Genomic DNA, 20,884 nt, shown 5'->3' with positions numbered 1-20,884 from the left:
CGATAAAACGAGATCCCGAGACCTTAGCAGGCATCAGCTTGGTCGTTTCTATATGGCCCATCCCGGAGGCACAGTCGGAGCTTTAAAGTTGCCGAACGCCTTGCAACGGTTGCTTTTGGCTACGAGCGGCACGGTATTCCGGTTCCATCCGCGAGTTTTCCCGCGCATGGCTCGCCGGCAGACACGCTGGGTGGCTCCCGCTGAAGCCTTGCCTCTACCTTGCAAGCTTGCCATGGCGATCCGGAACCTCGAGGCATGTGGAGAGTTGTCCAGCAGCCCAGCGGAGATCCAAGCCATGGCGCCACCAGATGCCAATCCCGGCGCCGCCGCGCAGCCGAAACGCTCTGGCAAGCGGCAACCCCATCACCGGCACGGCACAAGGTCTCCGGAGCAGGATAATCTATCGACGGGCTTCCAACGATATGAAGGACATGGCCCATGAACGTCGCCAACGTGCAATTGGAAGGTTTGCTCATGGCGGTCGCGGCCGTCAATAACGCCTTGGTCCGCAGAGGCCTTCTCTCGGTCGATGATATCGACACGGCGTTGAAAAACGCCGAAGCCTCGTTCACGGTTGATGAGCGCCTCTTCGAGGATATGTCGCCTGCTAACCGCGACGCAGTGTGTTTCCCTTTGCGTCTTTTGCGGCTGGCTAACACCAAGCAGTTCGAAGCGAGTGTGCCACCGTTTTCCGAGCTGGCCAGGCAGGTGGGGATCACCAAGCAGCCTAACAACGACCAGATGTGAGGGAGGAAGGTCGACCTGCGCGGCTGGCCTCGAAAGACTTGATGAACGATGACCCTGTAGATTCGCTCGCCAACGCAATTCGCCATCGCAGCGCAATTCTGTTTGTTGGGGCAGGGGTGTCGATCAGTGTTGGACTACCCTCCTGGGAGAAGCTGATAGAGCGAATGGCAAAGGAGCTCGGCGTCGACGACGAATTTTCCACGCGACGCGATCGTTTTCAAACCCTGGCCGAGTACTATCGGATCAAGCATGGCAGCATCGGGCCACTTCGCAGTTGGATGGACAGAAACTGGTCCGTCCCCAAGGACCGGATCGAGAAATCCGAGTTGCATCGTCTCATCGTGAGGCTCGACTTCCCTGTCATCTACACAACTAATTATGACCGGAACCTAGAACTGGCTTATGAGATATACGGCCGGGACTACGTGAAAGTGGCCAATGCACGCGATGTAGCGCAGGCCCGGCAAGGCGTTACCCACATCGTCAAGTTCCATGGTGATTTCGACGAGGATTCGTCCCTCGTCCTCACCGAAACGGACTACCTCGATCGCCTGTCCTTCAATTCTCCGCTGGACGTGCGTTTTCGCTCGGATGCACTCGGCAGCACGATCCTCTTCATTGGCTATAGCCTTTCCGACCCAAATATTCGGTTGCTGTTGCACCGTCTCTGGCAGACGTGGCATCGGTCCGGCTATGAGAAAGATCGCCCGCCCTCGTTCATCCTCATGACCAGCCGAAACCCTGTGGAGGAGGCCGTTCTTGGGCGTTGGGGCATTTCGGTCGTCGTCGGCGAAATCGACGAGCCGCAAGCTGCTTTGATGGACTTCCTCAGCCGGCTGGCGGAGATGGTTGGGGATGGGGAAGTGTCGCGAAACAGCGAGCAATAGGAACTATCGGGGTAAACGGCAGTTCGGCGAGCTTTCAGGAACGGCCCCATGGCAGAGAACTCCGTCCGGAATTTCAATGTTCAATTCCGGCCCTCAACATCTTGCCGCACATGACGTGCTTCGCCTGGCTCTTGAGTTAGATGGAGATGTCCTTGGCTCGACCTGCATGTCGGGATGCTGAATCGCGGCACGGAGAAACTGACGAAAACTGCCTTTACTTCGAAGTGCCTTTCACACCGGTAACGCCTCAACCTCAATGCGCGTTGCGCCGAGCTCGGCGCAACGCGCGATCTCTTAGCCGGCAAATGACTATACCGACCGATCAACGCTTGGCGTTCTCACTCTCCGAGTCTGCCCGCGCGAGGAACTGTTCGGTTGTCGCTGGAATATGGCTTTTCAGCCAGTCCGCCATCGCGACTTCCTCACGCAGGTTCTCTTCGCAGACCTGGGCGACCTCTGCTTCACCTAGCGATTTGGCAGCGGCGATAAGGATTGTGTAGGAGGCGATTTCCATGTGCTCGAACGTGTAGCTTGCAAGCGATCCTTTCATCACTTCGTCACCGGCGAAGACCCCACTGAGCGACTGCGCCATTGCCGTCAGCTTGCCGCCGGCATCCTTCAATGTGGAAGATCCTTGTCCGATGCGGTCGAGACAAGTTTCCAGCCGAGCAGCCTGCTGTCTGGTCTCCTGAACGTGCTGGCGAATCCGGTCGCTGAGCTCAGGATAGTTCTCAATTCGGTTCAGCTGCCCATTCAACATGGTCTCGGCCTGCTCCTCCATAGCGTGAGCATCCCTAAGCCATTGGACAAGCCATTCGCGCGATTCTGACATTTTTCATTCTCCTTCACGGGTCGGCCAGAACTTTCAAAGGGAGATATTGTTCCTCATCGGTTGAGCTGCGGCCTCGGCCTGTATCGCGAGCCTTTTTCTGGTCGGCGCTGGATTCAGCCTCCTGGACCTCGATCGATGAGCATTGCCGCGGCGCTGAAACGCATTCTGCAGAATGACCGAAGGTGCTGCCGTCCCCGCGTTCGGCGATGGGTATCTCTACGAGTTTCGTGTCGGCTCGTATTCTGCTGCCACGCTGCCATGTGGCAGGCTAAGCTCTGTCTTGCCCGAGCTGTCTGGCATTTACCGTTTGTCTTGCGAAAACAGCCCGTTGGCTCAGCGAGGCCCCAGGTTCACCAGCGGAGATCTTGTTTTCACGAACGAATTGCAATGGAACGTCACGGCGTTTCGCAGGTTGGTAATGGAATTTCGCAACCAAGGAAACGAGCCATGACTTCTTCAGACAATTCTTCAGTTGGCATATCACCCCGCCCCGAAAAATCGGGTGGCAGGAGCCCGCCAAAGCAGGCAACACCTTCACCGGCCGCAGAGAAAACCTCTGGAGCAGGTCCTGCGATCGCCGAGCGTTCGAAAGACGCCAAGGCGCCCAGAGGCGGTCGTCAGCCTGGGGCTTATGTCAAGGATTAGACGGCCGTGCGTTTAGTTTCGGCTGGCCGCTACAGTCGAAGCGACGAGGAGGTTCTTATGCAGATGATGGAAATCGTCGTCAGCCGAGACCAGGTTCCGGTCCTGGAATTCCGCGGGGAGGGGGGCGAGTGTATTACAGTCACCCTGCAGGCCGGGCATAGTCTTCCCGACGATGAACTCATCGCAAAGGCCAAGGCTATGATGATTCAGGTCGCTCAGTTCGGGATGGACCAGCCCAAAGGCGCAGTCACGTCTGATGGGTCGACAACCGATGAGGTTATTCAATCCGAACTGTCGGGATAGAATAGCTTCGCAGGGTTATAAGGCACCAGTCGATCGGCGGGCGTGCAGTCATCAGCCAGAAAATGGCGAGAACGGATCGCGGGCAATAGTTCGAGCAGCACAATCGTGGTCGCGTTCAGGCACGCAGATCGACGCACCTCCAAAACAGCGACACCGGTGATCACCGAGAAGCCGAGCGTGGGAATCATGCGTTGCGTTGTCCAGTCGGCGGCTGATCGGCTTTTTCCAAAGCTCGGGAACAAAGCTGGCGCGCACTGGTTGGGGTCAAATTCAACGCTGTGGGGAGGAGATATGTCGCGTATCTTCAATCTTGGTTTGCCAGTCCTGCTTGGGGCTGCGACATTCGCGCTCAATGTTGCTTCGGACCCGCTGCCGCCGGATTTGACGTATCGTCCATTGCCAAGCTTGCCTTTTTCCGCGGTCAAGGAGACTGACGAAGCGCAAAAACCGGCAGTGACACAACGGCAACGCGGCCTGCTTGAGAGACGTTACGATCTGGCTGACCGGCCGATGCGGGGCGTCATGATGTCGGGCGGGCGCAAAGCTGTGCAAGAAGGCTCGCGAGTGAAACTGTCGGCAGGCGAAACCTGGAGCAGCCTGGCAGCGAAAACTCCTCAGGAAATTCGTGATCGTGGTCTGTTGCCGCAAGGTTTCCTGCCGTTGCCGCACGTCAAGCAGGCCACTGGAGGTCAGGTCTTTCCTGAAAGTCAGATTAGAGAGATCGGCGCTGATGAAGGACGGGATCTGCGTCGCTTCGATGTCGATTTCGACCTGCCGGATTATCTTACGCCGGAATTTCCACCTCCAATATTTCTCACCACGCACCCGGAGCTTGGCGATGTGTCGCGAGGTGATCTGCTGACGATACGCAACTTCTATGAATACATGAACGGCATCATCACGCCCGTGCAGATGGAAGGGCTTCGTCTGCTGCTGACGCCATTTCCGCAGGAGGAATTCAATCAGACCGAGGACAGGAAGGTAGCGATGCAAAGCACGGGTGTGGCGTGCCTCGATTGCCATTCCAATTTCCACACCAACGCGGCGTTTCACCTCACCCCGGACGTGCGGCCGCAAGCCGAGCGCTTCCGGCTCGACACAACCAGTCTGCGCGGCTTGTTCAACCAGCAGATCCACGGGTCCAAACGCTCGCTGCGTTCCGTGGAGGACTTTACGGAGTTCGAACAGCGCACCGCCTATTTCAACGGCGATCACGTGAGCGCCACCCGCAAGGGCGTGAATCTGCCGGATCGGCCCAACCAGGTTGCGATGATGGCGCAAATGCAGAACATCGTCGATTTTCCGCCGGCACCGAAGCTCGATCCGTTCGGACGACTTGACCCGGCTGCCGCCAATGCGCTGGAGATCAAGGGCGAGCAGGTGTTCATGGGAAAGGGCCGCTGCGGCGAATGTCATGTTCCAGGTCTGTCCTTCATGGACAACAACATGCACGATCTGAAGCTTGAGCGATTCTACAAAGTTGGCCAGACGTTCAACGATCAGGTTGCCATACCAGATGGACCGATCAAGACCTTCACGTTGCGCGGGATCAAGGATTCTCCGCCCTATCTTCATGACGGCCGCCTAATGACGCTGGGCGATACCGTAGAGTTCTTCAACCTGGTGCTCGGAACGAAGCTCGACCAATCGGAAAAGGATGCATTGGTGGCCTATCTGCTCACGCTCTAGAACACCGGGGAAACCGCGGCCGAAGGGTTAATTCGGTACTGAATGGAGGACATCATGCGTGCTGCCGTAATGACAGTCGCCCTGGCATTGTCGCCCTGCTGTGCGCTGGCGCAAATCGGCAATCCAGCCGGCCTTGCTCCCGATACGAGTATGGAGAAGCCTGGAGTTCCAGCACCGCATCAGACGAATTATCAGGATCGGCTTTTCGCCCAGCTGATTACGGTAGGCGGCAGGTCCGAGATAGAGCTAGGTCGGCTCGCGGCTGGAAAGACAAGTCACGATGACGTTCGGGAATTTGCAAATCGGATGGTCGATGATCACGACAAGGCCAATGAGCAGCTGAAATCCGTGGCAGATAAAAGCAAAATTTCGCTTCCCGAAGGGCTCGATCCAGATCACAAAAAAATCCGTTCCGATCTCGAAAAACTCGACGGCACCGCGTTTGAGCTGGCTTACCTGGGAGCGCAGATCGTCGATCACCAAAAGACGGCGCAACTCCTGGCTTGGGAGATAGGCTCGGGCGAGGATGCAGCGCTTCAGCGCTTCGCCTCCGAAAAGCTGCCGACGGTGCTGGAACATCTTGACCTGGCCCGCGCATTGCACGCGAAGCTGGCGGGGCAGGCCCTGTTTGCGCCGGATGCGCAAAAGACCAAATGAAGCGGCCGGTCCATGTGAACCCCTGAAAGTTCAGGCTGTCTTCCATGAATGTCAGCGCATGAGCGTCTGTTCGTAAGATGATCAGCCAAGCCTATCCCTGAGCGTAGCCCTTGCTGATTGGGAAAGTGACGGCATGGCGGAACTTCGGATCGCCGCCGCGCTTAACCCGGCGGAGGAGTTATCAGATGAACGCGACCAAAGAATTTTTTGAAAACTGGCTGCAGGAGAATGTCGGCACTCTGGCTGGCGAAGAGCAAGTCAGCTTCGCCGTGCTGGCCCAGCAATTCGAGCAGGATGCCGAAGCGGCCGGTTATGGTCGCGAGGTGCGTGAGGACGAGCTTGGAAACATTGAAGATGCGATCGAGCAAGCGCTAAAGAATGCCGGAACTGGGGTGCATGGTGGCGTCGACCGAGAAGCCAGCGATGTGGCAGCCGTCATGGATGCGCTGGAGGTCGAAGATGCCAAAAGCGGGCCATAGGTTTTATCAGGTTAGCTCTATTCGTTTGTCGAAGTTGCCGGGGTAGCCCTATGGAGCAGTTTCGCAAGGACATGGCCGCCTTGGCAGAGCCGGCTTTCTGGGTATCGATAGGTTTGCTTCTGGTCCCGTATGCGCTTGGAACCGTGCTCCTCGTCTGGAACTGCGGCTGCCTGTAAGGTTGACTGCAGACGCACCCGGTAGTGGTTCAACGACTCAAGCGCCCAATTCCCTGCAATGCCGAGCTTATGCGTTTCCGTGGGATCCCTTGCTGCAGCAAAGTCTGAACCATCGCGTCGCGAGGAAAGTTCATCGTCGACACCTGCGGCCTCACACCGTTTGGACAACCTAAAGACCGACGCCGTGTTCCAAGTCAAATCAGCTTGAACCTGCCTCGAGCCGTCCCGCTGCTCATTCGCGCACCTGCAAGGTGGGCCGTTATCAATCGCTGGACGCGAGTTGGCAAACGACGCCAAGCCCGGATCGCATGCCTTGGGATCCGCCGCTGCATCCGAAATAGCCCAGCAACTTGCGAGTTGGCTGGGAACACTTCCGCCATTTCGAAGTTGGGCCCGCATAGGAGAACCGAGATGGCCATCCCACAAGCGGACAACGACAACCACCTGCGCAAGAAGCCGGCTCATGCAGGCAAAAGCTCCGCCAAGAGGACGATAGACCAGGTTAGAGCACGACCCAGGTACAAAATGGCTCCGCGGGCGGCAAGAATTAAGGCGAGGCGCTGAGATGCCGCGGACCAATGATGACGGTCGCAACGAGAAGACCACATCGGCTGCAGCACTCATTGTCGACAAGGAACGTGCTGAGCGCGCCGCCAAGACGGCGCGATTGAAGGAAGCGCGCCTAGCACAAGCCGTCACGCGCGGTCCCATCGAACGCAAGCCACGTGTCACCAAAAAGGTTCGCAGGATTTTTGTTGCTGGCTAGGAGGTGTCCGTGACTCGCAATCACGACAAGGAAAGATACGACCGCGCCAAGCGTATCAGCCAAGAGATGCTGGACGCTGAACGAGCGGAACGGGCCGAGAAGACGGCGCGGCTGAGACAAGCAAGGCTTGCACAGCATCTGGTGGAGACGTCGCCGGCGCAACCGAAAATTCATCGCAAATCCATCCAGGCTCTCAAAAAGAGAAGCCGTAAGGTGATTGAAGTATTTTAGGATCTCCACATCCGTGCAGAACCACGGCACGGCGTTTAACTTCGACCGAGAGCGTCTATCAATACCAATGGCGAGCAATCGCGGGTACTTTGCATCTCCGCACCCTCGCTATTATTAAAGCTGGGAGCGAAACCTGCTCGCAAAGTAGTCGGTGACCTTTTCGCTTAGCGGACGAGCTTGCCATTCTTCCACACTGACCTGCCTTGATCGTTTCAGGTCCTCGTTGAAAACGTCTATTTGCGTCCGCGCGAATTCCATGCCGTAGACATTCAGAGTGGCCTCATCGTTGAGGCGCAAGGAACGCTCATCCAAATTAGCCGAACCAAAGCTCACCCAGACATCGTCGACGATCAAAAGCTTCGGATGGTACATTGTGGGTTGAAACTCAAAGATGCGCACACCGGCCTTGAGCAATTCGCCCCAGAAGTACCGTGAACCCTTTCGCACTATAGGCACATCCGTCAGCCAATTGGGAACGATGATATCGACCGAGACGCCTCGCCTCCTTGCATCAAGAATCTGCTGCAGGGCTATGTCGTCCGGCACGAAGTAGGCCATGCCGATGCGCAGATGGTCCTTGGCCGCGGCTATTGCCGCCAACATCATCAACTCCATGTTCTCCGAGCCGTTTGGCTGCGAAGAAAGTATTAGTTGGGCATCGAGCCCACCAGCGGGCGCAACTGCAGGGTAGAACTTCCCGCCCTGCAATGTCTCACCGGTCGTCTCCAGCCAGTTTTCGGCGAACGCCGCCTGGAATGCGGCCACGGCGGGTCCTTCGATCCGGTAGTGCGTGTCGCGCCATTCATTTGAGTTGCGTGCGTTCCCGCGCCAATTATCGGCAATGCCGACCCCGCCAGTGAAAGCGACCCGGCCATCGACGATCAGCAGCTTGCGATGAGTTCGGTTGTTTACACGGTCCAACGTATACCAGCGTAGCGGCCGATAGCGTTCGAACCTCACACCGGCCGTGGTCATGATGTGGATCAAGTCCTCGTCGAAGGGAAGGCTGCCAACCCCGTCGACGTTCACGCGGACTTCGACGCCTTCGCTGGCCTTGGCCGCCAATGCGATTGCGAACTCGTAGCCGATGGCTCCCGACCAATAAATATATGTCTCGATGTCGACGCTGGATCGAGCCGCCCCGATTGCTTGCAGCATTGACGGAAATATTTCGTCCCCGTTGATGAGAGTTTGGACCGCATTGGAACCGAACATCTGCCCTTGCGAATAGCTGCTCATCGTCTTGGAAAATTGGGGATCCGTAGCGTCGAACCGATGGGGAACGATTGATCGTAGAACGCGCGACTCTGGAGTGAGATTTATGATCAACACCGTGAGCAGGCTGGCGATAGCGGCAATGGCCAGATAGATGAGCACCTTTCGCCAGAACTCAATGCCGGAGGTCTTCTTGCGGGCGCCTGACGCAACGGAACCGAAAGGCTGCACGTCAATCGCCCCGCTGCCGGCGATGGCGATGTTTTTCGATCTCCTCGGGCTCTTCATCGTCGATCCGCGTGATGTTTGAAGCCGCGTGATCTGACCGCAGAATCTCGTCAAGCTTGGCGTGGATCGCTTGAGTGTCGCGGTGCTCCGCGCGCTGGATGAACAGCGTCATCGCCCAAGTAAACAATGTAGCGGCTCCATGCCAATCCAAGCTCTGTCGCTCGAAAATCATCCAAAGGATTGCATAGGCCAGCAACACCAGGAACGCTGCGGGACGGGAAGTCAATGTGCCGATTGAGGTAAGGGCGCTCGTGACCGGATGATTTGCCATTCCACAGAACTCGGGGCAGTGCCCCTGGTTCCCGCGGGGCATTATATCGCCCCGCCATGAATCAACAAAAGGTACAGTTGGAGCAGCGCGCGCTTTCCAGGTGTCCTGCGTCGGCCTCCACATGCCATAGTCCGGCATCGAGAACGGTCTTGATTTGGATAGTCCCGCCAAGCGTTCGGTTCAGTAATTCGCTCATATCGGCGACGAGGCGATTTGGATTCAGCCGCTTCGGCACCCGCGGTTGCGCCTGGTAAATTCTGCTGCACGTTGTGCCCCATCAATCGCACCGCGAAGAGTTATAGTCGCTGGAGTATAGGGCTTCGCCGTCTACACCTTGCGCGAAGGTTAAGCGATGAATGGACCGTGGAGCATCTTCACGCATGAACAACGGCCGACTGCATCATAGTTTAATGACAGCTGGTGGGCTGTCCCGCATAAAGCCGTGGTCAGCGGCTGTGTAACGGGTTTCGCTGCTTGGGAGCGACTATTCCACTCTCGCCCATTTGGAGGAGCCTGATGCTTAACCGACCCATCCGCATGCACACAGAAGCTCTCTACCCCAGTGACCTGAACATCCTTCGCGCGGCATTTGACGCGCTGTGCCAGGAATTTGCTATTTTGCCTGACACGGCGGCGGCCTATGCCGTCGCAAGAGAGCTGATCAGGCTGTTCCAAACAGGAATGACGGAAGCGGCCACGCTGATGATTGCCGTGCGCGCACGTTGGCGGGACGATTGGGAGATGGGACGCAGCAACGCTGCCTGACGTTGGATGGTCATGCGAACACCACCCGCTGCATCCTTTTCGACACCGCCGCGTTGACCGTCAAACCTGCCAGAAATGGCCGATCTGCTGGCACACCGACTGGAGCAACCGATGCCGAAATTTCGCTTCGAGTTTATCGAAGGCATGTCGCAGCCTGCAATCTTCGCCGATATGGCTGATCGAGATGAGGCTGTCAGGGAGGCGAAGCGCGCTGCCAAAGAGGCCATGCTCGACGGAATTGTCGACGGCGTGGACCCGACCAGTTGGGTGACGAAGGTTTACGATGAGGCAGGCTATCTCGTCGCCACTCTCGGATTCCAGGATCTGGTCGCCGCGCCCAAGGATACGGAAGAGTTCAAGGAAACAGAGGAGCCTGGCGTCTTGCGGTCGGGTTGAAGCCCGGTGTCTACGCTGTCGCCATCGAGCCGGATGTCCCGAAGACCGCCCTTGGAACATCGTACGAACCAAATCGTTGGCCGGTGATGCGCCGAACCATGCACGATAGCCACGTCAGTCGACCGGCCGCCGAGACCGAAGATGTCCTGATCGTCGGAGGCGGGCCGGCAGGACTGACCGCCGCTCAATATCTTGCCCGTTTTCGCCATCGCGTGCTGGTGATCGATGCCGGCGATCCTCGTGCCGCTTTGATTCCAACGAGCCATAACTGTCCTGGCTTTCCCGAAGGGATAAGTGGAGCCGATATTCTGGATCGCCTCCGACGTCACGCCACCTTGTATGGAGCCACTCTGGTTGGAGGGCAGGTCTATTCCCTCGCCCCTGCCCATGGGGGGTTCGTCACTGAGACCTCGATTGGCGCAATCCGGACACGCAAGGTGTTTTTAGCGACAGGGATCACCGACACGACGCCCGTCATTCCGCGTCTACGCGAGGCAATTGCCGCAGGTGTCATTCGACTCTGCCCAGTATGCGATGGGTATGAGGCGATCGACCAGAAGATTGCGGTCGTCGGGCACGACGTGAGAGCCTTGAAAGAGGCCATTTTTCTCAGTCGGTTTACACCGCTCACAACGATGCTTGGGAGCGACGCATCCGACTTTTCGCCCAACACTCGTCGTGCGGCGAGGGCAAGAGGCATAGTCATCAGTGACGCTCTCGACACGCTCTGCCCGGCAGCAGACGGCTGCGAGGCGATTTTGAAAGATGGGACGTCAGACCGCTTCGATGCCATTTATCTGGCACTGGGGTGCAAGGTACGTTCTCAACTCGCCGAGGCCGTTGGCGCAAGATGTTGTAAAGACGGCTATGTCACGGTCGACGAGCATCAGCAGACTTCCATCCACGGCATGTACGCCATCGGTGACGTTGTCAAAGCGTTGAACCAGATAGCCGTCGCTTTTGGACAGGCTGCCATTGCCGCGTCGCATGCCCATAGAGAGCTGGAGAGCGCCGAGCGGACTGGCTTTGCAGATCAGCCTTCTCAATGAACATGAGACCACGCGGCTGATCGGGATGGCGGCCGCTTGATGGCGCGTCGGAACGTCTCGACCCCGGCCGACAAGAAGTTGCCGCGCCCTGCAATCGCAGCATATGATCCCGCCAACAGTTACAGCCGCGGAACATTCACTGCGGCACGAGGTTTGGCTGCAGGCCTACAATCCTCCCTCATTGTCTGGGCCTTGAGGCTGCCGAAGCAGCTTCGGCCCGTCTCGGCTTTGTCCGGGGCGGGCTTTCCATCTAAGAAAACACGTGGAACATTCTTTCTCGTCCAGCGTTAGCGCGCGCCGGACGACCTGTTCTGCGATCTCTTGCTGGCCGGCATCAGAGGTTGCAACCACAGCTTCAGCCCGCCTCGGCCCCTCTCGAGACGGGCGGCGCGCGGAGTTGAGATGCGATGCATAGAGACGCCTTCACGCCATCAGAACTTGCCCTACTCAGTCGCGTATTCGCACGCAGCAAAATCAAAAACGAAACCGCAACCGAGAGGGAACGCCGCGCATCACGTATTCTGGCCTACTACCAGGCGGGGATCACGGACGAGGATGAGCTAGAACAGCTTTCTCGCCAACCGCTGGGAAGGTGACGATTAGTCTTCCTTCTTCAGAGCTTCCGCCTCATCTTTGAGCTTCGGCCAATCGGCGCCGTGCTTGCGAAGCAGCGTTCGGGCCTGCTTGGGTTCAATGTCCGTGAGCTCGACCAGATGTTCGACCTCAAGTTCCTGGCCTTTCGCTACCCGGCTTGCTTCGTTCGCTTTTCGTTGCACTTCGACACCCACTGCTGAGACAACATGAACGAGCGCCGAAAGTGCGCGTTCCAGAACTTCATCAAAAAATACGCGACACCGATTAAAATCAGTCGGGTTGGGCCAAGTATGGGACGGGCCATGGCCTTGTGCTGTGCCTTGCCGATTTCTTCCCTGCGGGGAACCGAAGCTTGCCTGTAGGTCGCAAATGCGGCGACATCTTCGTGCGACTGTCCGATCACGCGGCGTTCGGGTTTATGTGCCGTCGCTCGGCAGCCTTCTGACGCAGCAAGTCCGGTGCGCACGTCACCTCATCAACTTGATCTGAAGCGAGATGCTCAGCCTCAGAATCCTGTCGCCGTTTTCGTTCCGCACTTCAACAAACACTTGCTGCCCGTCCACCTCAGTGAGTGCATCTCTCGTAAGGTCGATAAGACCCTCGAAGCCCACGCGGCGCACCTCCTCCAAACCGGCACATTCGATGCCGATTTGGTCCTCGAAGACCAGATCGTGATCGCCACTATCAAAGAAAAATCGTGCCATGCGAGAGCTTCCGTCACCACTAAACTGCAGGGTTCCTTTGGTGCAGGTAGGTCGTGTCGAAATCACCTGCATGAGTGAGGCCAAGCCAATCCAGAACATGCACTCTTGATCCTGTGGTGGCGATGAGGCCTCTACGTCGAAGTTCCTGAAGCATTCGGTTGACGTGGACTGTGGACAAGCCCAATGCATCGCCAAGGGCTGCCTGGGTAATGGGAAGATCCGCGACGTGATCCTGGATGCGTCCAACCGAGCGCAAGCGAAAAATCAATTCGCACAATATGTGCGCCATGCGCGTGTATGCCTCGCGTCTTCCCACATTAGTGACCCATTCCCTGTAAATAGCTGCATCGATCAGGGTCGACCGCCAAAAAGCCGTCGCGATTCGAGGATGCTGTTCGCAAACGGCGCGAAGAGCGTCATGTCGTATGAAGCCCAGTCTAGCTGCTGTGAGGGTCGTAAAATTGCAATCCATGATCGACAGATGCAGTCCGTGCAGATCCGGAATATCCCCAGCCACAAAGAAGGATGTAATCTGCCGTTTGCCGTCGCCGGTAAGTTTGGTGGAACCGAGCAGGCCATCCAAAACGACAAACGAACTGACAGGACGGTCCCCCTCACGCACCAGGTCGTAGTTGGGCAAAAAATCCTTCTCCTGGATCGGGATGCTCTTCAAAACGTCGATGTCGGTCTGTCGAACATCCGAGATGCTCAGGAGTTTGCGGATAAGTACATCCGAGGATGAGGTGGGAGACAAATTGGCTACCTAGCTTATGTTATTTATCGAACTTGCAATCGCGCTGAAAGTTCCGTGACATTACAGAGCGGCGGCGGAGAACGGGCCCGGTTCGGCGGGTGATTGGACCGCCGCACAATCGAACCCGCAGTTATGCCGCCCATAGGGGAGCCTGCGGAGCCACGCATTAACCTATGACATGGGCTGTGTTCGAAATTGTCGCTGAGATAACCATTGGCGCCAATTCGGCAAGGCTTTGACGTCCGCAACGGAACATATGCCCCAACTGCGCTACGAGGTTGTTCCGCCGAGACAATCTGCAAGCGCCTTGGAGCGGCAATACAGCTCCTGACGCTCCGCTAAGCTCCGCTATTTGAAACAGTGGCTGGCTCACGCACGAACTTCATCCGCGGCGGCACGGCGAATGCCGTGAACCGCTCAGCCAGTCTGTCGAGGGCTTGGCGCATGCCAACTCCCGCAGCTGGCGCTCCGTGTCCGCTGATCACCATCTGCGGCTTCAGCGCAGCCAGTTGTTTCACGGATTTTTCCGCCGCATCCCAATCCGGTGTGAAGTAGCGCGGTGGACCATGCATCTCCAAGTCCTGAACGGCGACTTCATAGACCGACTCCTGACCCGTGGTGATGAAGGCGTCCCCAGCGATCAGCGAGCGGTCTTCTTCGCGCCAGAGAGAGACATGCCCCGGCGCATGCCCGGGCGTGTGCAGCCAGCGCCATCCGGGCATGCCGGGGACCGATCCGTCGGCCGGCAAGAGTTGCAGGCGATCTCCGAGATCGATTGGGCCACGAGGAAAGAGTGGCGAAAGCAGCGCTATCAGGCCGCCCCCCACCCAAGGATCAGGCGGTGGATAGGACTCGGTTCCGTCCAAATAGGGACGCTCGAGCGGGTGCGCGAAAACGGGCGCATCCCATGTGCCGGCCAGATCCACAACCGCTCCCACATGGTCGAAATGGCCATGGGTCAAGATGATCGCGGCGGGCCGCGCGCCGGCTCCAAAGCGCTTTTCCGCGACCGCCAGGATGCTGCTTCGCGACGTCGGCAAACCCGTATCGATCAGGACCCAGTTTCGATCTCCGCTGCCGGGAGCGCCGAAGAACACGACATTCACGATTGTCAGCCGCAAATAGGCCAAATCCGGCGCGATGCTCCAGACGCCGTCGCCACGATCCTCGCGCCTGGCATGGTCGATGTCGGAAAGTCGAATCTGAACGGTCATGCTGTTCCCTGCCTCCGTTGTAACCGCCGGACAATCGATGACGGCTCGGTCCCGAACTTGCCTCGGCGCACCTTGTTCCCTGGCTCCTGTCTGCTCCACCGGCTCGGTGGTCTCGATCGGGGAACAAAGGCTCGACCATCCGGGTTTGGCCCTGAGTAATACACTGGACGATGGTGCAGCATGGCAAATGAGAAGGGGTTGCCGCATGAGCGAAGCAGCACAAAGCGATAGCGATGGCTTGACTTCGATTGCGGGCACGTCGGCGTTCGCCAGTTTTTTCATGGCTGGCTTTGAGTGCTCGTCGCACCGGCGCAAGGACGGCGTTCGCCTCGATCTTATCCGCGCGACGTCGCATTATTTGCATGCCCTGGGCGACTACCGCGGCTGCGCCGAACTCGGTCTTCGTACCATCCGCGACGGTTTGCGCTGGCACCTCATCGAAACCGCTCCTGGGACCTATGACTGGTCAAGCTGGACGCCGATGGTCGAAGCAGCGCAATCGGCAGGTGTCCAGGTCATCTGGGACATTTTCCACTACGGATCTCCAGACCACGTTGATCAGGGGTCGATGCATTTCATCGATGCCTATGCCTCGTTTGCTGCGGAAGCTGTGAGGGTTCATCGTACAATCGCCGGTACAGCGCCTCTGTTGTGTCCGATCAACGAAATTTCGTTTTTCGCCTGGGCTGTTGAGGTTGGCTATTTCCCGCGCGTCGGCCCGAAGAAGCGGGGATGGTTCAAGCGGCACCTCGTGAAAGCTGCAATAGCTGGCGTTCGGGCGATGCGGGAGGTCGATCCCGCTTGCAGATTTGTCTGGGCCGAGCCGCTTATCCACATTGCTCCTCGCGACCGAACGCGGACCGAACGGCGCCGGGCCGAAAATGCCCGTCTCGGACAGTTCGAAGCTTACGACATGCTGCTGGGCCGGGCAGAACCTGAGTTAGGGGGCAGCGAAGATGTTGTCGATGTCGTTGGCCTGAATTTCTACCCACACAATCAGTGGTACCTAAACGGGCCGACGATTCCGATGGGGCATCACGAGTACCGCGCCCTATCGGAGATGCTGATTGAGGTCGCGCGTCGATACGGCAAGCCGATGTTCATCGCCGAGACCGGCTCCGAAGGATCGGGCGGGGCGGCTTGGCTCCATTATGTCTGCGACGAGGTGCGTGCCGCAATCGGTCTCGAAGCGCCGATCGAAGGTATTTGCCTATACCCGATAACCGCCTATCCGGGCTGGGACAATTCGCGGCATGCGGAAGTGGGATTGTTTTCGGTCATCCAGGCGAACGGCAGCCGACACGTCCGCACGCCCATCGCGGATGAATTGGCCCGCCAGCAAACTTTGTTCGCGGCGAACCCGACGCGTTAAATACATCAGCGGCACGAGGACTGTTGCGAGCGCCTGTTGGCGCCGCGTTGCCACGTCCGATGCTCCCAAGTACGTCTAGGTGGGGAGCTACAGCGCCCCTTCGGCCAACGACGCCTTCCCCGCGCTCGCCCATTCCGGGACGCTCTTTTGGATGCGGGCGAAGGTTGCCAGGGCCTGCCCGACCACCTGATCCATGTTGTAGTAGCGGTAGGTTGCCAGGCGGCCGACAAACCACACGTCGGGACAGGTTGCGCCGAGCGCTTCGTAACGCTTGTAGAGCTCTTCGTTTTCGGCCCGCGGCACCGGATAGTACGGGTCCCCGATATCGGTGGGATATTCGTAGGTCAGGCTGGTCCGCGCGTTCTGCTGGCCGGTCAGATGTTTGTACTCGGTGATGCGGGTGTAATCTTCCGTCTGGGGGTAGTTGACGACGGCAACCGGCTGAAACTGCTCTTGGTCGAGGGTGACGTGCTCGAAACGGAGCGAGCGATAAGGAAGACGCCCGAGCTGCCAGCCGAAGTATTCGTCGATCGGGCCGGTATAGATCAGGCGGTTGAATGGTATCTCGTCACGAATTTCGCGGAAGTCGGTCTGCAACATGACCTTGATGTTCGGATGGTCGAGCATGCGTTCGAACATTCTCGTGTACCCGCCGGCCGGCATCTTCTGGAAGCTGTCGCTAAAATAGCGGTCATCGCGGTTGGTTCTGGTCGGCACTCGTGCCGTCACTGATTTGCTCAGTTGGCTAGGATCGACGCCCCATTGCTTCCTGGTGTAGCCACGGAAGAATTTCTCATAGAGTTCGCGTCCCACCGTGCTGACGACGACGTCCTCGGCCGTTCGTACGTCCTCTACGGTTTCGCGCCGCGACGCGAAGAACTCCTCCAACTGTGTGGAATTCAGGTCGAGGCCGTAAAGGCGATTTACCGTGTCGAGATTGATCGGGATGGGAAGCAGTTTCTCATCCACGGCCGCCAGCACCCTATGCTCGTATGTGCGCCATTCCGTGAACTGCGAGAGGTAGTCCACGATCGACTGGCTGTTGGTGTGAAAAATATGTGGCCCATAACGATGGATGAGGATGCCGGCTTCATTATAGCAATCATAGGCGTTGCCGCCGACATGGCTGCGGCGGTCGACCAGGAGAACACTTTCGTGGCGCTGGGAGGCTATCCTTTCAGCAAGCACGCTGCCGGCAAATCCCGCGCCGACGATCAGCCAATCGAACATGGCTATGCACTCCTGCGGAGAGGGATGACCTTCTTACCTCGATAGGCACGCTCGATGTGAGCGGTCATGCCACTCCATGTCTTTTGCCAAGACATGTCCGCAAGATAGGCGTCGACTTGCGGCAGGAACGTCTCACGAGGTCGCAATAGAATGGAGCGCAGCTTGATTTCCAGATCGTCACTGTCGGCGATTTCCACCAGTCCAGCAGCGCCGTAGCTGCGCACAACGTCAACGATTGCCGTCGAGATCACCGGCAGGCCGGCCGCCAGGAATTCTGGCGTCTTGGTCGGACTGATGAAGCGGGTCGCTTCGTTGAGTGCAAACGGCATCCAACCGGCATCCCAATGGCGCAGATAGTGGGGCAGGTCGCAGTAGGCCTTCGCGCCCAACCAATGCAGGTTTTCGGCTCTGGGCAAGGTTGCGGGGTCGATCTTGACGACCGGCCCAAGCATCACGAAATGCACGTCCGACATAGTCTCCGCCGCCTGCGCTACGAGCTCGACGTCCAGCCGCTCGTCGATAACTCCGAAATATCCGACCCTCGGATGAGGAATGCCGGCCTGGTCGGTTGGCTCCTTTCCTGGGCGTCTCGCAGTGTGAAAGTGCTTCACATCGATGCTGCTAGGAAAAGGGAAGATCGCGTGGTGCAGGTGACGCTTGGTCTCGAACAGGCTTAGGCCTCCGGTGAAAACGAGATCGGCGCGGCGCAGCAGGGCCTTTTCCATCTGCCCCAGCTCGGGCGGCGCATTCTTGAATGCGGAGAGTTCGTCCATGCAGTCATAGATGCATATGTCTGGGTCGAGGTGCTCGGTGAAGCGCAGAGCCATCGGCGTGTAGTACCAAGCAATCAACCGGCTGTGCGGCATTGAAGCTATGATCTGCTGGACAAATCTCCGCTGGACGGCATCTGCTTTCGCGGCCGACACGCCGAGCGGAAGCACTGGCGTCACAATTAGAATGCTTGGCGCTGCCTCGCTCGTCCGCATCAGCGGCTGTGGCAGGTCTTCGAAAACAGGCTCTTCGAAGTAGACCACTCTCTGCTGCATGGAGGCGAGACTGAGGATATGTTGCGGGCGTTGATGAACGAAATTCCACCGCAAGTGGGAGAAGCAAACCAGTAGATTTTCCCTGCCAGCGCGGTTACTGGCGACTGCCCCACCCAAGGCTGCTTCCATTGAAGATTTCCTTCCTTTAGTCTGTCGTTTATGTTCCGATTAACATTTGTTAATCGCGGACGGGAGAGAACTAAACTTCGTTCCCGTCTCCTAACTTTCAACGAGGTGAGTTGTTCCAAGGTGAAATGGAGCGCCTTCAGTCGCCGCTCGATAGACGAAACGAGATCCGCTCGCTGGGTCGGGAGCGGCTGTCGTGTGTCGGCGGGCTTTGAGGCGCGGGGCGACTGGGGAATGCTGGTGGAAAACGGCATTGCCGTATTTGCGTTGAACTTGTCGGCTATAAAATGTGCAGAACATCACGTTGATTCGCCTACATGACTGGCGATTCGGTTTTGGCAGGGCAAGATTCCGGGGCTGATATGAAGATCGACTTTGCGACCAATGTTTTTCCGCTGTTTCATCCGCAAAGCGTGGATGATCTCAAAGATCCGTGCCCTGTCTTCGATGGCAGTCTGTGGCACGTCTTCGGCTCAAGTGGCACGGTGACCACCGAGACGTGGAGGATCCTTCATGCCACGGCGCCCGATCTCTATGGACCGTGGACCGAGCATCCGCCGATCGAACTTCCTATTAACGGGAGTGGTGTTGCGGCTCCCGGTGTCATCCACGAAAGCGGCGTCTTTCATATGTTCATCCAGACCGAGTTCATGAAGTCTGGCGGCCGGTGCGAGCACGCGGTTTCCAATGACGGATTCCAGTGGGTGGTTCTCAGCCCGGCGATCCTTGCCATCCCGGACACCGAGGAGGACGGCATTTACGATCCGCATCCCGCAGTTATTGGCGGCAAGCGCTACCTCGTCTATTCCGCGATGCCAAAATTCACCAGGGTGCCGCAACCCGACATCTACCTCGCACGGAGCCAATCCGACTCGTGGTTCGGTCCCTGGAAGCGGATCGGCAAGATCCTCGACCATAATGATGTCCCTCACCATAATACGAGAGAGGATCCCGACTATGAATGGGGCATAGAAGGCGCACAGCTGGTCGAGTTGCCGGACGGTCGGGTGCTTCTCAATGCCACTTGTTTTCTGCCGAATGGACTTCGGGGGAACCGGCAACGCGTGTTCTTCGCTATCGCTGATGACGTTGCTGGACCTTACGTATCGATCGGCCCGGTGCTGGAGCCAGGCCAGCCGGGAGAGAACGGCCACTCGACGGTGATGATCGAAGGCAGCCAACTATCGTTGTTTTACCAAAGCCGGGTCGCCACGACCGATCATCGGTGGCGCTACGGCCTGGCCAGATGCGACGTCGCCCTGTTTTCCAAGGTCGCATGATCCCCGGTGCCAATGGGCACCCACGGCGTAGACCGACTGGACGGCTCGCATTGCGCAATGAGCTTCCGTAGCTCGAGACGTTCCGTCGGGAAGCCTGCCGGAATTAAACGTTCCTCCTACGGAACAATGCGTCCGAGCTGAGGTTCGGCTGACTTCAAACCAGGAGTCAGCCATGTATTACACCGACAAGAAATTGCAGTACCCGGTTCGTGTGGAAACGCCGAATCCAGTCTTTGCCCGCGCGTTGCAGCAGGCCATAGGTGGAGTAGAAGGCGAGATCCGCGTCGCCTTGCAGTATTTCTTCCAGGCATGGGGATGCCGCGGACCGGCCAAATACCGCGACCTGTTGTTGAACACGGCGACCGAGGAACTCGGCCATATCGAAATGCTGGCGACTGCGGTCGCCCTCAATCTAGAGGGTGCACCACTTTCGCTGCAGGAGGACATCTCGTCGGACACGGTCGGCGGCTCGGTCCTCAACGGGATGAACTTCCGCCATATCTTGTCGACCGGCCTGGCCGCACTGCCTGAAAACGCCAACGGCGTTCCCTTCAATGCTTCGCATGTCTATGCCAGCGGCAATCTTGCCGCGGATATGGTCGCAAACGTCACCGCGGAAGGAAGCGGCCGCGTACTGGCTACCCGCCTGTACAACATGACCAACGATCCCGGCATGAAGGACATGCTGTCCTTCCTCATTGCGCGCGACACCATGCACCAACAGCAGTGGCTCGCGGCCATCGAAGACATGGGTGGACTGAACGCGTCTCTGCCGGTCCCCAACTCCTTCCCGCAGGAGAAGGAGCATCAGGACGTATCCTATGCCTTCATCAATTGCTTCGTCGAAGGTGTCGAACCAGCGCGGGGACGTTGGAGCGATGGACCCTCGATGGACGGCAAGGGAGAGTTCTCCCTGGTCGCCGGCGCACCAATGGGCGAGGAGCCCATGCTTTCGCCGCCACGGCCAAGTTCCGGCGCCCAGAGCGAGCAGATGATCGACAGGCGGGCCGCCGAATAAGCAGAGATAGCAATACCGGAGACAGCCGGCACTCGGCTGTCTCCTGCTTGCGGCTCCCGCGCACCCGGTCGTACCGAGCGCTCCGTTCGAGGGACAGCGCAACTCATTGGCGACTGTTGCGTGCCTGACGAGCTCTCCGTTTCAGCCTGA

Annotated in this window: 24 protein-coding genes and 1 pseudogene; 15 read left to right on the top strand and 10 right to left on the bottom strand. The window is 58.0% G+C overall.

Features of this window, described 5'->3' with window-relative positions; genetic code table 11:
• Positions 1 to 438 precede the first annotated feature (438 nt).
• The 3 genes and pseudogenes from NKH52_RS07120 to NKH52_RS07110 all read left to right on the top strand — a co-directional run.
• Positions 439 to 747 carry a hypothetical protein gene (locus NKH52_RS07120; RefSeq protein ID WP_352728419.1) on the top strand — a complete coding sequence of 103 codons (309 nt, stop codon included), beginning with the start codon at positions 439 to 441 and terminating at the stop codon, positions 745 to 747.
• 41 nt (positions 748 to 788) lie between these two features.
• Positions 789 to 1,634, top strand: a complete 846-nt coding sequence (locus NKH52_RS07115) for an SIR2 family NAD-dependent protein deacylase (protein WP_352728421.1) — start codon at positions 789 to 791, stop codon at positions 1,632 to 1,634.
• Positions 1,635 to 1,682: 48 nt separating this feature from the next.
• A pseudogene (locus tag NKH52_RS07110) lies at positions 1,683 to 1,835 on the top strand (NADH-quinone oxidoreductase subunit D); the annotation flags it as partial.
• 121 nt (positions 1,836 to 1,956) lie between these two features.
• On the opposite strand, the gene NKH52_RS07105 reads toward NKH52_RS07110, so the two are convergent.
• The gene (locus tag NKH52_RS07105; RefSeq protein WP_352728423.1) at positions 1,957 to 2,466 is read right to left on the bottom strand and encodes a ferritin-like domain-containing protein; all 510 of its coding nucleotides are present in this window, start codon (positions 2,464 to 2,466) and stop codon (positions 1,957 to 1,959) included.
• Positions 2,467 to 3,168: 702 nt separating this feature from the next.
• On the opposite strand from NKH52_RS07105, the gene NKH52_RS07100 reads away from it, so the two are divergent.
• Positions 3,169 to 3,414, top strand: a complete 246-nt coding sequence (locus tag NKH52_RS07100; RefSeq protein ID WP_352728425.1) for a hypothetical protein — start codon at positions 3,169 to 3,171, stop codon at positions 3,412 to 3,414.
• On the opposite strand, the gene NKH52_RS07095 is transcribed toward NKH52_RS07100, so the two are convergent.
• Positions 3,393 to 3,722, bottom strand: a complete 330-nt coding sequence (locus NKH52_RS07095) for a hypothetical protein (RefSeq protein ID WP_352728427.1) — start codon at positions 3,720 to 3,722, stop codon at positions 3,393 to 3,395. The two genes, NKH52_RS07100 and NKH52_RS07095, sit on opposite strands and share 22 nt — an antisense overlap.
• Here NKH52_RS07095 and NKH52_RS07090 point away from each other — a divergent pair.
• The 5 genes from NKH52_RS07090 (at position 3,706) to NKH52_RS07070 (ending at position 7,412) form a co-directional block, all read left to right on the top strand.
• Positions 3,706 to 5,103 (top strand): cytochrome B6, encoded by a 1,398-nt coding sequence (locus tag NKH52_RS07090; RefSeq protein ID WP_352728429.1) that lies wholly within the window; start codon positions 3,706 to 3,708, stop codon positions 5,101 to 5,103. The genes NKH52_RS07095 and NKH52_RS07090 overlap by 17 nt on opposite strands.
• 54 nt (positions 5,104 to 5,157) lie before the next feature.
• Positions 5,158 to 5,760 (top strand): DUF4142 domain-containing protein, encoded by a 603-nt coding sequence (locus tag NKH52_RS07085; RefSeq protein WP_352728431.1) that lies wholly within the window; start codon positions 5,158 to 5,160, stop codon positions 5,758 to 5,760.
• 185 nt (positions 5,761 to 5,945) lie between these two features.
• Positions 5,946 to 6,239, top strand: coding sequence for a hypothetical protein (locus tag NKH52_RS07080; protein WP_352728433.1), 294 nt, complete (start codon positions 5,946 to 5,948; stop codon positions 6,237 to 6,239).
• A 741-nt stretch (positions 6,240 to 6,980) separates the two neighbouring features.
• Complete coding sequence (locus tag NKH52_RS07075) at positions 6,981 to 7,181, top strand: hypothetical protein (protein WP_127296093.1); 201 nt, start codon at positions 6,981 to 6,983, stop codon at positions 7,179 to 7,181.
• 9 nt (positions 7,182 to 7,190) lie between these two features.
• Entirely contained in the window at positions 7,191 to 7,412 is a 222-nt protein-coding gene (locus tag NKH52_RS07070) for a hypothetical protein (protein WP_352728435.1), read from the top strand.
• A gap of 114 nt (positions 7,413 to 7,526) precedes the next feature.
• Here NKH52_RS07070 and NKH52_RS07065 read toward each other — a convergent pair whose 3' ends face one another.
• Both NKH52_RS07065 and NKH52_RS07060 read right to left on the bottom strand, forming a co-directional pair.
• Positions 7,527 to 8,915 carry a phospholipase D-like domain-containing protein gene (locus NKH52_RS07065; protein ID WP_352728437.1) on the bottom strand — a complete coding sequence of 463 codons (1,389 nt, stop codon included), beginning with the start codon at positions 8,913 to 8,915 and terminating at the stop codon, positions 7,527 to 7,529.
• Entirely contained in the window at positions 8,860 to 9,186 is a 327-nt protein-coding gene (locus NKH52_RS07060) for a low affinity iron permease family protein (RefSeq protein WP_352721459.1), read from the bottom strand. The genes NKH52_RS07065 and NKH52_RS07060 overlap by 56 nt, the downstream gene beginning before the upstream one ends.
• A 516-nt stretch (positions 9,187 to 9,702) precedes the next feature.
• Between NKH52_RS07060 and NKH52_RS07055 the strand changes: the two genes are divergently transcribed.
• From NKH52_RS07055 to NKH52_RS07045, 3 genes are all read left to right on the top strand, one after another.
• Positions 9,703 to 9,951 carry a hypothetical protein gene (locus tag NKH52_RS07055; protein WP_352728439.1) on the top strand — a complete coding sequence of 83 codons (249 nt, stop codon included), beginning with the start codon at positions 9,703 to 9,705 and terminating at the stop codon, positions 9,949 to 9,951.
• Between the two features lie 111 nt (positions 9,952 to 10,062).
• Positions 10,063 to 10,347, top strand: a complete 285-nt coding sequence (locus NKH52_RS07050; protein WP_127258401.1) for a DUF6894 family protein — start codon at positions 10,063 to 10,065, stop codon at positions 10,345 to 10,347.
• Positions 10,344 to 11,396 carry an NAD(P)/FAD-dependent oxidoreductase gene (locus NKH52_RS07045; RefSeq protein ID WP_352728441.1) on the top strand — a complete coding sequence of 351 codons (1,053 nt, stop codon included), beginning with the start codon at positions 10,344 to 10,346 and terminating at the stop codon, positions 11,394 to 11,396. Before NKH52_RS07050 ends, NKH52_RS07045 begins: the two co-directional genes overlap by 4 nt.
• A gap of 599 nt (positions 11,397 to 11,995) precedes the next feature.
• Here the strand turns inward: NKH52_RS07045 and NKH52_RS07040 are convergent.
• The 4 genes from NKH52_RS07040 to NKH52_RS07025 form a co-directional block, all read right to left on the bottom strand.
• A complete protein-coding gene (locus NKH52_RS07040) occupies positions 11,996 to 12,172 on the bottom strand; it encodes a hypothetical protein (protein WP_352728442.1) in 177 nt (58 codons plus the stop codon).
• A gap of 285 nt (positions 12,173 to 12,457) precedes the next feature.
• Positions 12,458 to 12,694 (bottom strand): DUF6894 family protein, encoded by a 237-nt coding sequence (locus NKH52_RS07035; RefSeq protein ID WP_127296098.1) that lies wholly within the window; start codon positions 12,692 to 12,694, stop codon positions 12,458 to 12,460.
• Positions 12,695 to 12,713: 19 nt separating this feature from the next.
• Positions 12,714 to 13,448, bottom strand: a complete 735-nt coding sequence (locus NKH52_RS07030) for a Crp/Fnr family transcriptional regulator (RefSeq protein WP_127296099.1) — start codon at positions 13,446 to 13,448, stop codon at positions 12,714 to 12,716.
• A gap of 338 nt (positions 13,449 to 13,786) precedes the next feature.
• Positions 13,787 to 14,662: an MBL fold metallo-hydrolase gene (locus NKH52_RS07025; protein WP_352728445.1), complete on the bottom strand. Its 876-nt coding sequence runs from the start codon at positions 14,660 to 14,662 to the stop codon at positions 13,787 to 13,789.
• Positions 14,663 to 14,867: 205 nt separating this feature from the next.
• On the opposite strand from NKH52_RS07025, the gene NKH52_RS07020 reads away from it, so the two are divergent.
• On the top strand, positions 14,868 to 16,034 hold the full coding sequence (locus NKH52_RS07020) for a beta-glucosidase (RefSeq protein ID WP_352728446.1): 1,167 nt from the start codon (positions 14,868 to 14,870) through the stop codon (positions 16,032 to 16,034).
• A gap of 87 nt (positions 16,035 to 16,121) precedes the next feature.
• Here NKH52_RS07020 and glf read toward each other — a convergent pair whose 3' ends face one another.
• Complete coding sequence (gene glf, locus NKH52_RS07015) at positions 16,122 to 17,264, bottom strand: UDP-galactopyranose mutase (RefSeq protein ID WP_127296102.1); 1,143 nt, start codon at positions 17,262 to 17,264, stop codon at positions 16,122 to 16,124.
• Between the two features lie 2 nt (positions 17,265 to 17,266).
• Complete coding sequence (locus tag NKH52_RS07010; RefSeq protein ID WP_352728448.1) at positions 17,267 to 18,439, bottom strand: glycosyltransferase; 1,173 nt, start codon at positions 18,437 to 18,439, stop codon at positions 17,267 to 17,269.
• Between the two features lie 359 nt (positions 18,440 to 18,798).
• Between NKH52_RS07010 and NKH52_RS07005 the strand changes: the two genes are divergently transcribed.
• Together NKH52_RS07005 and NKH52_RS07000 are read left to right on the top strand one after the other, a co-directional pair.
• The gene (locus NKH52_RS07005; protein ID WP_352442897.1) at positions 18,799 to 19,716 is read left to right on the top strand and encodes a glycoside hydrolase family protein; all 918 of its coding nucleotides are present in this window, start codon (positions 18,799 to 18,801) and stop codon (positions 19,714 to 19,716) included.
• 172 nt (positions 19,717 to 19,888) lie between these two features.
• Complete coding sequence (locus NKH52_RS07000) at positions 19,889 to 20,734, top strand: manganese catalase family protein (protein WP_352552153.1); 846 nt, start codon at positions 19,889 to 19,891, stop codon at positions 20,732 to 20,734.
• Positions 20,735 to 20,884 lie beyond the last annotated feature (150 nt).

Source organism: Mesorhizobium sp. M1066 (assembly GCF_040318635.1).
GTDB lineage: Bacteria > Pseudomonadota > Alphaproteobacteria > Rhizobiales > Rhizobiaceae > Mesorhizobium.
The sequence above is the reverse complement of the archived record's forward strand: the minus strand, read 5'-3'. Positions and strand labels throughout refer to the sequence as shown.

Excerpts from the sequence above, each read along its gene's own strand:
- NKH52_RS07050 (WP_127258401.1), top strand. The coding sequence starts at position 10,063 with ATGCCGAAATTTCGCTTCGAGTTTATCGAAGGCATGTCGCAGCCTGCA.
- NKH52_RS07020 (WP_352728446.1), top strand. The coding sequence starts at position 14,868 with ATGAGCGAAGCAGCACAAAGCGATAGCGATGGCTTGACTTCGATTGCG.
- NKH52_RS07060 (WP_352721459.1), bottom strand. The coding sequence starts at position 9,186 with ATGGCAAATCATCCGGTCACGAGCGCCCTTACCTCAATCGGCACATTG.
- NKH52_RS07105 (WP_352728423.1), bottom strand. The coding sequence starts at position 2,466 with ATGTCAGAATCGCGCGAATGGCTTGTCCAATGGCTTAGGGATGCTCAC.
- NKH52_RS07115 (WP_352728421.1), top strand. The coding sequence starts at position 789 with ATGAACGATGACCCTGTAGATTCGCTCGCCAACGCAATTCGCCATCGC.
- NKH52_RS07055 (WP_352728439.1), top strand. The coding sequence starts at position 9,703 with ATGCTTAACCGACCCATCCGCATGCACACAGAAGCTCTCTACCCCAGT.
- NKH52_RS07100 (WP_352728425.1), top strand. The coding sequence starts at position 3,169 with ATGCAGATGATGGAAATCGTCGTCAGCCGAGACCAGGTTCCGGTCCTG.
- NKH52_RS07085 (WP_352728431.1), top strand. The coding sequence starts at position 5,158 with ATGCGTGCTGCCGTAATGACAGTCGCCCTGGCATTGTCGCCCTGCTGT.
- NKH52_RS07065 (WP_352728437.1), bottom strand. The coding sequence starts at position 8,915 with ATGAAGAGCCCGAGGAGATCGAAAAACATCGCCATCGCCGGCAGCGGG.
- NKH52_RS07005 (WP_352442897.1), top strand. The coding sequence starts at position 18,799 with ATGAAGATCGACTTTGCGACCAATGTTTTTCCGCTGTTTCATCCGCAA.
- NKH52_RS07120 (WP_352728419.1), top strand. The coding sequence starts at position 439 with ATGAACGTCGCCAACGTGCAATTGGAAGGTTTGCTCATGGCGGTCGCG.
- NKH52_RS07090 (WP_352728429.1), top strand. The coding sequence starts at position 3,706 with ATGTCGCGTATCTTCAATCTTGGTTTGCCAGTCCTGCTTGGGGCTGCG.
- NKH52_RS07000 (WP_352552153.1), top strand. The coding sequence starts at position 19,889 with ATGTATTACACCGACAAGAAATTGCAGTACCCGGTTCGTGTGGAAACG.
- NKH52_RS07010 (WP_352728448.1), bottom strand. The coding sequence starts at position 18,439 with ATGGAAGCAGCCTTGGGTGGGGCAGTCGCCAGTAACCGCGCTGGCAGG.
- NKH52_RS07035 (WP_127296098.1), bottom strand. The coding sequence starts at position 12,694 with ATGGCACGATTTTTCTTTGATAGTGGCGATCACGATCTGGTCTTCGAG.
- glf (WP_127296102.1), bottom strand. The coding sequence starts at position 17,264 with ATGTTCGATTGGCTGATCGTCGGCGCGGGATTTGCCGGCAGCGTGCTT.
- NKH52_RS07080 (WP_352728433.1), top strand. The coding sequence starts at position 5,946 with ATGAACGCGACCAAAGAATTTTTTGAAAACTGGCTGCAGGAGAATGTC.
- NKH52_RS07075 (WP_127296093.1), top strand. The coding sequence starts at position 6,981 with ATGCCGCGGACCAATGATGACGGTCGCAACGAGAAGACCACATCGGCT.
- NKH52_RS07025 (WP_352728445.1), bottom strand. The coding sequence starts at position 14,662 with ATGACCGTTCAGATTCGACTTTCCGACATCGACCATGCCAGGCGCGAG.